Genomic DNA, 12,482 nt, shown 5'->3' with positions numbered 1-12,482 from the left:
CTGGTTAATCGGGGCCATCCATCTCTTGCTCGCGCTGGGCTAACTCCCAACCGCCAAGGTCTTTATAGCGGTTAACCATGGCGCAAAATAGCTCGGCGGTGCGCTCGGTGTCGTAGCGAGCGGAATGCGCGGCCTTATTGTCAAACTCAATGCCGGCAGCCCTGCAGGCACGCGCCAGAACCGTTTGGCCATATACCAAACCTGCCAGCGTTGCCGTGTCAAAGCTTGAAAACGGATGGAAAGGGTTACGCTTAATGCCGCAGCGATTAACCGCTGCATTCAAAAAACCTTGGTCAAATGCCGCGTTATGACCCACCAAAATAGCTCGCGTGCAGTCATGCGCTTTGAGCGACTTACGGATTGGGCGAAAAATCTCTCCCAACGCGTCAGCTTCGCTCAGCGCCACTTGGCGACGCAGCGGATCGTCCAGATTGATACCGGTAAAATCGAGCGCCGACTGCTCCACATTGGACCCTTCAAAGGGCTCAATATGGTAAGCATAGGTAGCATCAGGAAGCAGGTTGCCTTCCGGATCCATGGTTAGCGTGACGGCGGCTATCTCAAGCACAGCGTCTCCTTGGGCATTAAATCCCCCGGTTTCTAAGTCAATGACCACGGGTAGGTAACTACGAAAACGTTGGGCCATTAATTCGCGGGCAATTGCCTCGCTCATGCAGCTCTCCTTAGTAAAGCGAGTAATCAGTCAAGATAAGCGGTATGCCACCGCTTTGAATGGATTGATTCTAGCAGCTTTACCCCCCAAGCGTCGTTGGCGGTATTCGCTGGGCATTGAGAACGCTATACTCAAGGTCTGTTGCAAAGATATATCGCTTAGCCGTGTGCTAAATGATAGTGCCTTTTTCGCTAATGAATTTCGTATAGTCAATGAGGAGCAAAGAATGTCCGATGTCAAAAAGGTTGTACTGGCATATTCAGGCGGCCTGGACACATCCGTTATCGTTAAGTGGTTGCAAGAAACTTACAACTGCGAGGTAGTTACGTTTACTGCCGACATCGGTCAGGGCGAAGAGGTCGAGCCCGCCCGCACTAAGGCGCAAGCCCTTGGTGTAAAAGAAATCTACATCGAAGACCTGCGCGAAGAGTTTGTCCGCGACTACGTTTATCCCATGTTTCGCGCCAACACTGTTTATGAAGGCGAGTACTTGCTAGGCACGTCTATTGCTCGTCCGCTGATCGCTAAACGCTTGATTGAGATCGCTAACGAAACCGGTGCCGATGCCATTTCTCATGGCGCTACCGGTAAAGGCAACGATCAGGTTCGGTTTGAGCTTGGCGGCTATGCATTAAAGCCGGGCGTTAAAGTCATCGCCCCTTGGCGTGAGTGGGATTTGACCTCGCGTGAAAAATTGATGGCTTATTGTGAAGAACACAATATCCCCGTCGATTTTGCCAATAAGAAGAAAAAATCGCCTTACTCCATGGATGCCAACCTGCTGCATATTTCTTATGAAGGCGGCATTTTGGAAGACCCGTGGGCCGAAGCAGAAGACGATATGTGGCGCTGGAGCGTTTCTCCTGAAGCCGCGCCCGATCAGGCAACCTACGTTGAGCTAACGTTTGACAAGGGCGATATCGTAGCCATCGACGGTGAGCCGTTGAAAGCCCACGAAGTGCTGGAGAAGCTCAATAAAATGGGCGGCGATAACGGCATTGGCCGTTTAGATATTGTAGAAAACCGCTATGTGGGCATGAAGTCTCGCGGCTGTTACGAAACGCCAGGGGGCACCATTATGCTGCGTGCCCACCGCGCTATTGAGTCACTGACGCTAGACCGCGAAGAAGCTCACCTGAAAGATCAGCTGATGCCGAAATATGCAGAAGTGATCTATAACGGCTACTGGTGGAGCCCTGAGCGTCGCATGCTTCAAGCGGCTATCGACGAAACGCAGAAAAACGTCGCTGGCGTTGTGCGCATGAAGCTTTATAAAGGCAATGCAATCGTTGTTGGCCGTAAGTCTGACGAATCGCTCTTTGATGAGTCGATTGCGACCTTTGAAGATGACGCGGGCGCCTACAATCAGAAAGATGCGGAAGGCTTTATTAAGCTTAACGCGCTACGTCTGCGTATTGCCGCTGGCAAAGGACGTAAACAGAGCTAATGAAGCGCTGATACAACGCTGCGTTTATCTTGTAGGGCGGCAGGCACGAACCGCCGTCCTACAAGCAAAGGAATAATGATGCTTAAAAAAATCTTATCCGGACTCTTTGGTAGTCATTCCCAAGCTGCCTCAGGTGCTACCACTGATGCCGCTGAACCGGTGGAATACAAGGGATACTGGATTGTGCCCCAGCCCGATAATAAGAGTGGCCAATACCGCGTGAGCGGTTGGATTCGCAAGCCCGGTACGTCAGAGGAAACGCTCGAACATCGCTTTGAACGTTCCGATATGCTGCCTAGCCGTGAAGCGTGTGACGCCATGATGCTTACTAAAGCACAGCGCTATATTGATGAAGTGGGTGAGGCCATGTTCGAGCCAGACCCGCGTCGTGATACAGAAATGAATAGCACGGATATGAACAGCGCAGACCGCTAGTCATTGTGTAAAATGGCCGATGTGCCTCTCAAGGTGATAAACCGCGAATTAGCTGTTCGGCGCGGCGGGTAGTTCTAGTGTCAAGCAAGCGCCGCCTAAGTGTTTAGCATCCTCCACCCAGAGTCTCCCCCCCAGATGAACGATGATGCCCCGGCTGATCGGCAGGCCTAGACCGCTGCCTCTTGGCCGACCGCGGGGGATATCGCCGTCCTGCTGTAGTTGATGGAATTTTTCAAATACCCGCTCGCGCTCATCTATGCTGATACCCGCACCGTTATCTTCAACGCTTAAGCGATAATGGTCACGATGGCGATACAGCGCCAGGCGTACTGTTGGCTGTAGTCGATCAGCAAATTTACCCGCATTATCAAGTAGATTGATGATAACTTGCTCTAGGCGATCCTGATCGCCAACGATCATTGCAGGATCAACCTCTAAGCTGATGTCTAGAGCAACGCCGCGTTCTTCATGCAGATGCGCAATAGCGTTAATGCTGTGCCGTGCTAGCGCTGTCAGGTCGAGTGGCACCGGGTTTAGCGTTAAACGGCCGCTTTCTAAGCGAGCAAGATCCAGTATCTCTTCAATTAGGCGTGATAGCCGCTGGCTTTCATGCACGATTACGCCAAGAAAATGCTGGCGCTTCTCGCTGGGTAGCTGATCGCTATCTCTCAAGATTTCAGCAAAGGCGCGGATGGACGTTAGCGGTGTGCGCAGTTCGTGGCTGACCATGGCCACAAACTCATCCTTTAAGCGGTCTAACTCACGCAGGCGCTCGTTGGCACTACGTAGCTCTTCGCCAATCTGTAGTAGCTCTTGAGATTTTTGCTCTAACCGGCGGTTGTACTCTAGCGTTTGTGAGGTGGTGTCAAGAATGCTAAGAATCGACTCAATATCCAGCGCTTCACCGCGTACCACTGAGTTGATCAGCACCCGCGCAGAGGCGCTGCCCAATGACCCAGCGAGGGCCTGCTCTGCGCGGGTGATGAGCTCAGTGGTGGCCGGCTGATCCGCCTCAAACGCGTTTTTGTTATTGCTATAGCTGAAGATGCGGCGAGTGGTTTGAAGGCCTAGGTAGCGAACAAGCAACTCATTTAGTGCGCCTTGAGTGGTTTGCCCACGCCATAGCGGGGCAGTGGTCAGGTTCGGATGCATAGCCTCAGTGAAGAGCGCGGCTTGGGTTTGCTCAAGGGGCGTAGGGCGGGTAAACAGCGACACGCCCACTAAAAGCCCGACGTTTACCAGCATACTCCACAGCAGTGAGTGGCTATAAATGTCCCAGTTTTCGAGCCCAAACAGGGCGTAGGGAGTGAGCCAAGTGATTCCCCAAGGCCCTTCGTTAAGCAGCGCAGCGTTCAACCAGCCTGACTGAGCAAAGCCCGGAAGCAGCAGTGTATAGCACCACACTAAAAAGCCGGCGATCAATCCACACGTGGCCCCTTGGCGAGTAGCGCCGCGCCAATAAAGGCCAATCAACAACGCTGGGGCAAACTGGGCGGCCCCCGCGAAGGACACAAGCCCGATGGTGACGAGACTATAGGAATCACCAATCAAGGCGTGGTAGAGATAACCGAGCAATAGAATAAGCACAATGGCTACGCGGCGAATACCCAGCAGCCAGCCGGCCAGCTCCCCTTTAGTGCTCAGGTGTAATCGTCGTGAGCGGAGCAGTAGCGGCATCACCAGTTGATTGCTGACCATGGTGGAAAGGGCAATGGTTTCAACAATCACCATGCCGGTGGCCGCCGATAGGCCACCGATAAACACTAACAGCGGTAAGCCTTCCACGCCTGCTGAGAGCGGCAGCGTCAGCACAAAGCTGTCAGGGTCACCTGCGCTAGCGCCTAGCAGCATGCCCGCCAGGGCAATCGGTATGACGAAGAGATTAATCAGCAGCATATAAAGCGGAAATAGCCAGCTCGCCCGCGTTAAATGCTGCTCATCAACGTTTTCGACCACTAACACTTGGAATTGGCGAGGCAGCGTTAAAAATGCCAGAAAGGCCAGCACTAGCATGCCAACCCAGCCGGTAACGCCACCCGGCACGCGATCGAGCCGCATGCTGTCTACTAGCTCGGGCGTGGCCGCCACCTGCGAAAATAGCGCGCCGGGTCCTTCAAACATCACAAAAACCACGAAGATACCGACCGCCATAAAGGCCACCAGCTTGACCAGCGATTCTAAAGCGATAGCGGCAACCATGCCTTCGTGGCGTTCGCTGGCATCCAGGTGGCGGGTGCCAAAGAGAATTATAAACACGGCCAATACCAACGCGACCCAAAGCGATTTGTCCATCCAAAAGCGTTCATCGATCAGCGTGGTATCGGGCGTGTAGGGATAGTTGATCAGCACCGCATGGCTGACGGTAATCGCTTTTAACTGCAGCGCAATATAGGGCGTGATACTGATCAGCGCCATTAGCGCTACCAGCGCGCCTAAGCTGGCACTTTTGCCATAGCGGGCACTAATAAAGTCGGCAATAGAAGTGATACGCTGGCGTGCAGCGATGCGCACCATTTTGCGAATAACGGAGGGCGCCAGCAGCATGGCCAGCGTAGGGCCTAAGTAGATAAGCAAAAAACTAGGACCATGCGCTGCGGCTCGGCCCACGCTGCCATAAAATGTCCATGCGGTGCAGTAAACGGCAATAGAAAGGGCATAGACAGTGGGTGATCCGATCAACGAGCGGCCCTGCTCAGCCCGTCGGTCACCCCAGGCAGCGACTAAAAAAAGTAGCGCAAGGTAGCCAAAGGCTGTGCCAAGAATAATCGGCTCAGTGCGCATAGTCAGCGATCCGCATGATGTTCCATTAGCCACGCAGTTAAGCCGATCACGACGGCCCAAGCGCTAAATAAATACAGCGGCAGCCAGCCTACGTGAAGCGTGGTTAAGCGGTCTACGACTATAATCAGCGGTGGGCAGAACAGCAGCAAGGCAACGGCCACTAAGGCCATTAAGCGTTCTGCTTTACGTGATTTTTCGCCGCTGGGTTTCATAAGGCGCTGGCATCCTGTCGATCAAAGGCATTCGCTTGCAGCGCTAGCAGTTGTTCAAGCGTATCAATGCTACGCGCTTCTAGGCGTGGCAGCAGTGCAAGCCACAGCTTGGCCGTTACGCGCGCATCTCCCAGGGCGGTATGGCGAGTGTCAGGAGGGAATGTCAGGCCATAGCGCTGAGCAAGGCTGTCGAGGTCGTGGCCGACCAGCGCTTCATCCAGCGCTCTAGAAATCAGCAGTGTGTCGATTACCGGTATATCAAAGGCGACGCCCTGCTGGCTAATCGCAAGCAGATCAAATGCGGCATTGTGGGCCAGAAGCACGGCTTCACCCACGTAGTCGCGAAAGCGAGTGAGCACGACATCCAGCAGCGGCGCGCCCGCCACATCAGCATCAACAAGGCCATGGATGGCGGTACTCGCCGGCGGTATCGGGCGCTGTGGGTCGACCTTTTGATCGAAGGTCTCACTTGCCAGCAGGCGCGCATTGACGACGCGGCAGGCACCCAGGCTAATGACCGTGTCTCCCCGGCGCAGCTCAAGCCCAGTGGTTTCAGTATCAAACGCGACCACTTCGAGGCTGCGCAGTGAGCGGCTGGCGAGCGCATCGCTGGGGGGGGGGAGGTCGGCAATGCCAAAATCGTGAAACTCAGGGCGGGGAGGCGCAATTTCACGCGGGGCGCCCACGCGCTCCATGGCGGGCAGCGGCAGGCGCAAGCGTGCATATACGCCGTTGTCGTCGGCAAGGCTCCAAATATCGCTAGCGTGCTGACGCAGCACATCCGCAACGCTCGGGTTTAGCGGTAGCGAGGTCAAAGGCTGCTGGCGCCATCCGGCCAGCTCATGCTCCGGTATCGCTTTGCCGCGCCAAATAAGATCTAAATAGACGCGTTTATTGCCCAAGCATATTTCACCTTCAAAACCACTGTCAGGTAAGTAGTTACTGAGGTGCTTTACCAAAGAGTTAAACAGGGCGATCAGCGCGGGCGCATCGCCTTTAAACCAGGCGGGCATTCCCACAGGAGTAATTAAGCGCCGCTCAGGATCAAGACGTTCATCCAGTGCTTGCCAGAAGTCGTTGGACCACATGGGCGTTAAGCGCTCACCTTGATGCTGCATATCGTCGAGCAATTGGCCTATTCTTGCGACGTGCTCGCCAAGCGTAGCTCCTTCCTCTTGAATAACGCGCTCGAAACGTTGGCGTAATAACGATGTGCTGGGGTCATTTTGGTCACGTAGTTGAATCAGCGCATCGGCAGCGCTGGTCAAGCTCGCGGTATGCTGACGGAGTGGCGTAAGTATATGGGCAAGCTCTGCTCTCACGCCCATTTCATTCGACCAGGACGCTGTTGCATCGCTAAAGGTGAGCAGCGTTTCGCCGTCACTGCCCGGTACGCGGCGCAGTATCACTTTTAGCCAGCGATTATCGCAGGGCACCAAAAGTTCGCGCGGGGAGCCATCGCAAGGTAGCTGGCTAAGCGCTTGCTGCAGGCTGCTAACGGGGAGTAGAGCGTCCAGGCGTTTGCCTAAACCCAGTCCCGAATTGTCGATAAAAAAATCTTCAGCGGCTTGATTGAATAGCATCACGCGGCGATGGTGATCGCACAGCAACAGAGGCGTTTCGAGGACTTGCAGCAGCGTTTCAAGCTCCTGGCGAATACGTGCAGCGCTGCGTGCGCCTTCCGCATGGGCGGTCGACAAACGGCTGCGATCTGCTTGCCAGTTTTCGCTGACACGGCGTAAGTCTGGACCAAGCCCTTTTAGCCAACCTTCAGGCAACTGTTCATCGTAGGCATCGGGATTGCCGACCAAGCGTACAAGCTGGGCTTGGAGGTGTCGCAGCGGGGTAAATAACATGCGTTCAAGTATCAATCCCGCTACAAAAATCGTGGCGCCACCAGAGACGCTGCCGACCCATAGGGCTGCTCTTGCCCAACCGGCAGGAGCCAGCTGAGTATCCAGCCAAACGGCAAACACCGTACCGCCAAACAGGCTAATACCGCTAAGCAGAAGCCATAAACCAACAAGATGCTGGCGCTTGGGCAGCCCATCTCGCGTCATAGCTGCTTTCCAGCCAGCAGCGCTTTAACTTTTTCCACCAATGATTGGGTTGAAAACGGTTTAGTGATGTAGTCATCGGCGCCCAGAGCCATGCCTTTTTCACGCTCTACGTCGCGGCCATGCGCGGTTAGCATAATAATCGCCAGATGCGCGGTGGCAGCATCGCCACGCAGGCGTTCTAACACGTCAAAACCGCTCATACCCGGCAGGCTTATGTCGAGTAATAGTAAATCGGGCTGGCTATCATTAACGCACGCCATTGCCTGCTCGCCGTCTTCAGCCGTCATTACTTCGAAACCTGCCTGCTCCATCAAAAATTCCAGCGATAGCACGATATTGGGTTCATCATCGACCACAAGCACTTTGGCCATGAAAATCTCCTGTCTTTATCAGTGGTAGTGCCGGGCGCACCGTGTGCATAGCTCTGAGTGCATGCGTGATCAATCGTTAATATGCAGTGTAGTGAGCTAGAGGAGTGCGGCCAAGACGACCTTGGCCGAATGCTGGTAAATGAGTATTGCTAAATAAATAGGCGGGCTAATAAGGCTTATATCGAGATTTACGCTGCTTTAAGTACAACTTTAGAATCAACTCCCGCGATTAGCGCCGTATTGTTATGGACGTAAGCGTTTCCTCATACCACTCTGTAAGGTGATAAGAGCAGCAATTCCCAGGTTTATTAAATAAACAATAACAATCAAACCCAAAGGAGCGGCGCCCATGAGTGCTATTTTCCTTCTAGTGGTAGGTCTTGGCGCAATGGCCGTGGGGTACTTCGTGTACTCCAAGTTTATTGCGGAGAAGATTTATCAACTGGATCCTGATTTTAAAACCCCTGCCCATGAGTTTGAGGACGGCATTGACTATGTGCCGACCAATCGATTCGTCTTATGGGGTCATCACTTTACCTCCGTTGCGGGAGCAGCTCCGATTGTGGGGCCTGCGATCGCCGTTATATGGGGCTGGGCACCGGCTTTTTTATGGGTAGTGTTCGGCACTATTTTCTTTGCCGGTATTCATGACTTCGGTGCTATTTGGGCCAGCGTACGCAATCGGGCTAAATCGGTCGGGGCATTAACCGGTGACGTGGTTGGTAAGCGTGCTCGTAGTATCTTTATGATCGTTATCTTTCTAGTGCTACTGATGGTTAATGCGGTCTTCGCCGTGGTGATTGCCGGATTAATGATGAACTTCCCAAGCGCAGTCGTTCCGGTTTGGGGCGCTATTATTGTGGCGCTAATTATCGGGCAAATGATTTATCGCCGGATTATGAGCCTGGCGGTGGTATCGGTTATCGGCGTCATTGCGCTCTACGCGCTGATTGGTATTGGGCCTTCTGTGCCTATTCAAATGCCTGTTGAAGTGGCCGGTATATCAGGCAATGCTATTTGGATTGTTATTCTGTTCGGTTACGCGGCGATTGCGTCATTGTTGCCGGTGTGGATGCTGCTGCAGCCACGGGATTATATTAACGGGCTGCAGCTCTTCATTGGCTTGCTCATTCTTTATGGGGCCCTGGTGCTGTTGAACCCGGTGCTAGTAGCGCCCGCATTTAATAGCGATGTTCCTGAAGGCACGCCGTCGTTAATACCGCTGCTGTTTGTCACTATTGCCTGCGGGGCCATCTCGGGCTTTCACGGGCTTGTTTCATCAGGCACTACGTCTAAGCAGTTGAATAAAGAAACCGATGCTCGTTTTGTGGGTTATTTCGGCGCGGTGGGCGAAGGCATGTTGGCGCTAGCGGCTATTTTGGCAGCGACCGCCGGTTTTGCCACCTTTGGCGATTGGCAGGCGATGTATAGCTCCTTCGGGCAGGGCGGCGTCAATGCCTTCGTACAAGGTGGCGCCTTTATTATTCATAACGGTCTTGGGTTGCCTGAGGTGACCGCGGCGACGCTACTCACTGTGATGGCGGCGCTTTTCGCGGGCACTACCATGGACACGGGCCTTCGCCTACAGCGCTACATTTTTCAAGAGTGGGGCGATATTTACGACCAGCCGTGGATGAAAAAACCATCGATTGCCACGGGGCTAGCGGTAGGCACTTGCTTGCTGCTAGCGTTTGGCGCAGGCGGTGCCGATGGTTCGGGTGGTCTGATTATCTGGCCCCTGTTCGGCACCACCAACCAGCTACTGGCAGGCCTAACGCTACTCGTGATTACTGTCATGCTTGTGCGCCTGAAGCGCCCTATGTGGTATACGCTGGCGCCGCTATGCTTTTTATTGGTCATGACGATCCTGGCGCTACTGATACAGCTGCGCACGTTCTGGAACCAGGGCAACATGTTCTTACTGGTGATGGATATTGTGGTGCTGGTGGCGGCTATTATGGTGGCGATGGAATGTGCCTCCGCGCTCAAGCGTTCGCGCGCTGAAATGGCTGCCCAAGGTGATTAACGCAAGTATGACTGAAAGGGAGTAATTGCTATGCATGATGACCCGATGCACGGGTCATCGCCGCGTCGTGACAAGTTACGGGCCTGGCTGAACCAGGCCCGTTTCTTTTCTGAAGAGGTATATAACTCGCGCTATCGAGGCGCTATTGCGCGAGCGCGACGCGACGAAGACGACCTGTTTATGCTGTTGGTGTTCTCTGAAATGATGGGCTTACAGAATCCGGCCTCGTACTACACCCTTGAGCTTCAGCCGCTGTTACTGGAGCGTTTCCATGATTGGCACACGCGAATGGGCATGGAGCGTTCGCCGCTGGACCATTTCCGTTGCTGCTGATGGCTATTGTCTTGCCTTAGAGAGCGCTACGTCGAACAAGTGAGGAATGCCATGCAAGCAGTACTCAATCGTCGCCTGCTGTGGGTAGGCGGCAAAGGTGGTGTTGGGAAAACCACGGTAGCGGCTTCTTTAGCCGTGCTCGCGGCCAGTCGGGGAAAGCGTGTGCTGGTGGTGTCGACCGACCCGGCGCACAGCTTAGGTGATGTCTTCGATCGCTCGTTAGGTGATGCTCCGCGGCGACTGCTGCCCAACCTGGACGCGATGGAAATTGATCCTGATATCGAGGTGGAAGCCCACCTTCAGCGCGTGACCCAGCAGATGCGTCGCTACGCGGCTCCTGAAATGATGCAGGAGCTGGAGCGTCAGATGCGTCTAACCCGCCAGTCTCCCGGCACCCAGGAGGCCGCGTTACTGGAACGGTTAGCGCGATTGATGATCGACGACACCGCGCCCTACGATCTGATTATTTTCGATACGGCGCCGACTGGCCATACGTTAAGGCTGTTAACATTGCCTGAAGCGATGGCCGCCTGGACCGACGGGTTACTGGCCCACAATCGCAAGTCCGCAGAGCTTGGCAAGGTGCTGGACCACCTCACTCCAAAGCGGGGCCGTGATGTGGCAACACCGTTTGATGATCCTAGTGAAGACCCTTTGAATGATTTAGACGAGCGTACCCGGGAAGTGGCCACGACATTGATCAATCGACGGCGGCTGTTTCATCAGGCGCGACGACGCATTGAAGACACCACAGCCTGTAGCTTTCTGTTTGTGATGACGCCCGAGCGGCTGCCCATCCTAGAAACAGATCGCGCCGTTCGAACGCTCGAAGAGGCGCATATTCCCGTCGCAGGGACGCTGGTTAATCGAGTGATCCCAACGGATGCGGACGGTGCTTTTTTACAGGCGCGGCGCGAGCAGGAAGCCAGCTATCTTGCGCGCATAGATACGTTATTTGCGCGATTTCCGCGGCCAAGTTTGCCGTGGCTACCTACCGATGTTCAAGGTATTGAGGTATTAGAAATGCTGGCGGGTAAGCTTGAACAACAGGGGTTTTAATGCGGGTATTACTGTTATCAGCCTATGAAGCTGTTAGCCATCGATACTGGGCGCAGAGCTTGATGGCACAGCTGGATGATGTGTCATGGACACTATTAAGCCTTCCACCGCGTCACTTCGCTTGGCGAATTCGCGGTAACCCGCTGAGCTGGATGTTAAAAGAGCATGCCACTCTCAGCCAGTCGTTTGACGTGGTGCTGGCGACTTCAATGGTCGATCTCGCAACGTTAATTGGGCTGTTTCCGCACCTTGGTCAAGCGCAAAAGATCGTCTACTTTCATGAGAATCAGTTCGCCTATCCGGAATCCAGCGACCAGATGCCGCAAGTAGAGGCCAAAATGGTCAATCTCTACACCGCTTTGGCAGCCGATAGCGTTGTATTTAACAGCGCCTATAATCGCGATTCTTTTATTGATGGCGCACGGGCATTTCTGAAAAAAATGCCGGAAAATTTGCCTGCCGCCAATCCGCTTGAAGCGCTGCGTAAACGCGCTCATGTGCTGCCAGTGCCTCTATCAATAAGGTCAACTTCTTTGCATGATACGCCTAGACGCCCTCAGCTTATTGTATGGAACCACCGCTGGGAGTATGACAAGAACCCGAATGATTTTTTTGAGGTGCTGTTTAGGCTAAGTGCTGAAGGCGTAGCGTTTGAGCTTGCCGTGCTGGGGCAGCGTTTTCGTCAATCCCCCGACATTTTTGAGCAAGCGGAACAGCGTCTAGCTAAGCATGTTGTTGCCTGGGGCCCGCAGCCAGAGGCTGAATACCGCGCGCTGCTAGAAGGCGCGGGTATTGTCGTCTCAACTACCTGGCATGAGTTTCAGGGGCTGGCCATTATGGAAGCGGCCCAGCGCGGGGCGCTTCCGCTGGTGCCTGACAGGCTTTGCTTCCCGGCGCTTTATCCGCCGGCCTATCGCTATGACGGCACGCGGGAAGGGCTTTATCAACGGCTTTACGACTGGTTGACAGACTCGACGACGCGCCCGGCACCCCTGGCGACCACTGCATGGGAATGGCCCGCCTGGCGCGATGCGTATCGCCAACTATTAGCTGTTAGCGCGTAAGCCGTGCGCTGGTGTTGGGTG

At 54.3% G+C, this 12,482-nt stretch carries 11 protein-coding genes; 6 read left to right on the top strand and 5 right to left on the bottom strand.

The window, feature by feature from the left end; genetic code table 11:
- Nucleotides 1-4 precede the first annotated feature (4 nt).
- On the bottom strand, nt 5-673 hold the full coding sequence (rnt, locus tag CIK78_RS11800; protein WP_096280258.1) for a ribonuclease T: 669 nt from the start codon (nt 671-673) through the stop codon (nt 5-7).
- A 226-nt stretch (nt 674-899) separates the two neighbouring features.
- Between rnt and CIK78_RS11795 the strand changes: the two genes are divergently transcribed.
- Both CIK78_RS11795 and CIK78_RS11790 read left to right on the top strand, forming a co-directional pair.
- Nucleotides 900-2,120, top strand: a complete 1,221-nt coding sequence (locus CIK78_RS11795; RefSeq protein WP_096280255.1) for an argininosuccinate synthase — start codon at nt 900-902, stop codon at nt 2,118-2,120.
- Nucleotides 2,121-2,198: 78 nt separating this feature from the next.
- Nucleotides 2,199-2,555, top strand: coding sequence for an HlyU family transcriptional regulator (locus CIK78_RS11790; RefSeq protein ID WP_096280253.1), 357 nt, complete (start codon nt 2,199-2,201; stop codon nt 2,553-2,555).
- Between the two features lie 48 nt (nt 2,556-2,603).
- On the opposite strand, the gene CIK78_RS11785 is transcribed toward CIK78_RS11790, so the two are convergent.
- Genes CIK78_RS11785 through CIK78_RS11770 form a run of 4 tightly spaced genes read right to left on the bottom strand, consistent with a single transcriptional unit; the run spans nt 2,604 to nt 7,979 of the window.
- Entirely contained in the window at nt 2,604-5,336 is a 2,733-nt protein-coding gene (locus CIK78_RS11785; RefSeq protein ID WP_096280251.1) for a sensor histidine kinase, read from the bottom strand.
- Nucleotides 5,337-5,338: 2 nt separating this feature from the next.
- The gene (locus tag CIK78_RS11780; protein WP_096280249.1) at nt 5,339-5,548 is read right to left on the bottom strand and encodes a hypothetical protein; all 210 of its coding nucleotides are present in this window, start codon (nt 5,546-5,548) and stop codon (nt 5,339-5,341) included.
- On the bottom strand, nt 5,545-7,608 hold the full coding sequence (locus tag CIK78_RS11775; RefSeq protein ID WP_096280247.1) for a 3'-5' exonuclease: 2,064 nt from the start codon (nt 7,606-7,608) through the stop codon (nt 5,545-5,547). Before CIK78_RS11775 ends, CIK78_RS11780 begins: the two co-directional genes overlap by 4 nt.
- Complete coding sequence (locus CIK78_RS11770; RefSeq protein WP_096280245.1) at nt 7,605-7,979, bottom strand: response regulator; 375 nt, start codon at nt 7,977-7,979, stop codon at nt 7,605-7,607. The genes CIK78_RS11775 and CIK78_RS11770 overlap by 4 nt, the downstream gene beginning before the upstream one ends.
- A 349-nt stretch (nt 7,980-8,328) precedes the next feature.
- On the opposite strand from CIK78_RS11770, the gene CIK78_RS11765 reads away from it, so the two are divergent.
- Genes CIK78_RS11765 through CIK78_RS11750 form a run of 4 tightly spaced genes read left to right on the top strand, consistent with a single transcriptional unit; the run spans nt 8,329 to nt 12,461 of the window.
- A complete protein-coding gene (locus CIK78_RS11765; RefSeq protein WP_096280242.1) occupies nt 8,329-10,005 on the top strand; it encodes a carbon starvation protein A in 1,677 nt (558 codons plus the stop codon).
- A gap of 30 nt (nt 10,006-10,035) precedes the next feature.
- Nucleotides 10,036-10,338 (top strand): cory-CC-star protein, encoded by a 303-nt coding sequence (locus CIK78_RS11760; RefSeq protein ID WP_176483397.1) that lies wholly within the window; start codon nt 10,036-10,038, stop codon nt 10,336-10,338.
- A 51-nt stretch (nt 10,339-10,389) separates the two neighbouring features.
- Entirely contained in the window at nt 10,390-11,397 is a 1,008-nt protein-coding gene (locus CIK78_RS11755; RefSeq protein WP_096280240.1) for an ArsA family ATPase, read from the top strand.
- Nucleotides 11,397-12,461, top strand: coding sequence for a DUF3524 domain-containing protein (locus tag CIK78_RS11750; RefSeq protein WP_096280238.1), 1,065 nt, complete (start codon nt 11,397-11,399; stop codon nt 12,459-12,461). The genes CIK78_RS11755 and CIK78_RS11750 overlap by 1 nt, the downstream gene beginning before the upstream one ends.
- The last annotated feature ends 21 nt before the right edge of the window (nt 12,462-12,482 follow it).

This window comes from Halomonas sp. JB37 (assembly GCF_002332255.1).
In the GTDB taxonomy this organism is placed as follows: domain Bacteria; phylum Pseudomonadota; class Gammaproteobacteria; order Pseudomonadales; family Halomonadaceae; genus Vreelandella; species Vreelandella casei.
Note: the sequence above shows the minus strand (reverse complement) of the source record. Positions and strands in the feature narration are given on the sequence as shown.

What these genes read in the sequence shown, in the direction of transcription:
- rnt (WP_096280258.1), bottom strand. Translation starts at nt 673, where the DNA reads ATGAGCGAGGCAATTGCCCGCGAATTAATGGCCCAACGTTTTCGTAGT.
- CIK78_RS11795 (WP_096280255.1), top strand. Translation starts at nt 900, where the DNA reads ATGTCCGATGTCAAAAAGGTTGTACTGGCATATTCAGGCGGCCTGGAC.
- CIK78_RS11790 (WP_096280253.1), top strand. Translation starts at nt 2,199, where the DNA reads ATGCTTAAAAAAATCTTATCCGGACTCTTTGGTAGTCATTCCCAAGCT.
- CIK78_RS11785 (WP_096280251.1), bottom strand. Translation starts at nt 5,336, where the DNA reads ATGCGCACTGAGCCGATTATTCTTGGCACAGCCTTTGGCTACCTTGCG.
- CIK78_RS11780 (WP_096280249.1), bottom strand. Translation starts at nt 5,548, where the DNA reads ATGAAACCCAGCGGCGAAAAATCACGTAAAGCAGAACGCTTAATGGCC.
- CIK78_RS11775 (WP_096280247.1), bottom strand. Translation starts at nt 7,608, where the DNA reads ATGACGCGAGATGGGCTGCCCAAGCGCCAGCATCTTGTTGGTTTATGG.
- CIK78_RS11770 (WP_096280245.1), bottom strand. Translation starts at nt 7,979, where the DNA reads ATGGCCAAAGTGCTTGTGGTCGATGATGAACCCAATATCGTGCTATCG.
- CIK78_RS11765 (WP_096280242.1), top strand. Translation starts at nt 8,329, where the DNA reads ATGAGTGCTATTTTCCTTCTAGTGGTAGGTCTTGGCGCAATGGCCGTG.
- CIK78_RS11760 (WP_176483397.1), top strand. Translation starts at nt 10,036, where the DNA reads ATGCATGATGACCCGATGCACGGGTCATCGCCGCGTCGTGACAAGTTA.
- CIK78_RS11755 (WP_096280240.1), top strand. Translation starts at nt 10,390, where the DNA reads ATGCAAGCAGTACTCAATCGTCGCCTGCTGTGGGTAGGCGGCAAAGGT.
- CIK78_RS11750 (WP_096280238.1), top strand. Translation starts at nt 11,397, where the DNA reads ATGCGGGTATTACTGTTATCAGCCTATGAAGCTGTTAGCCATCGATAC.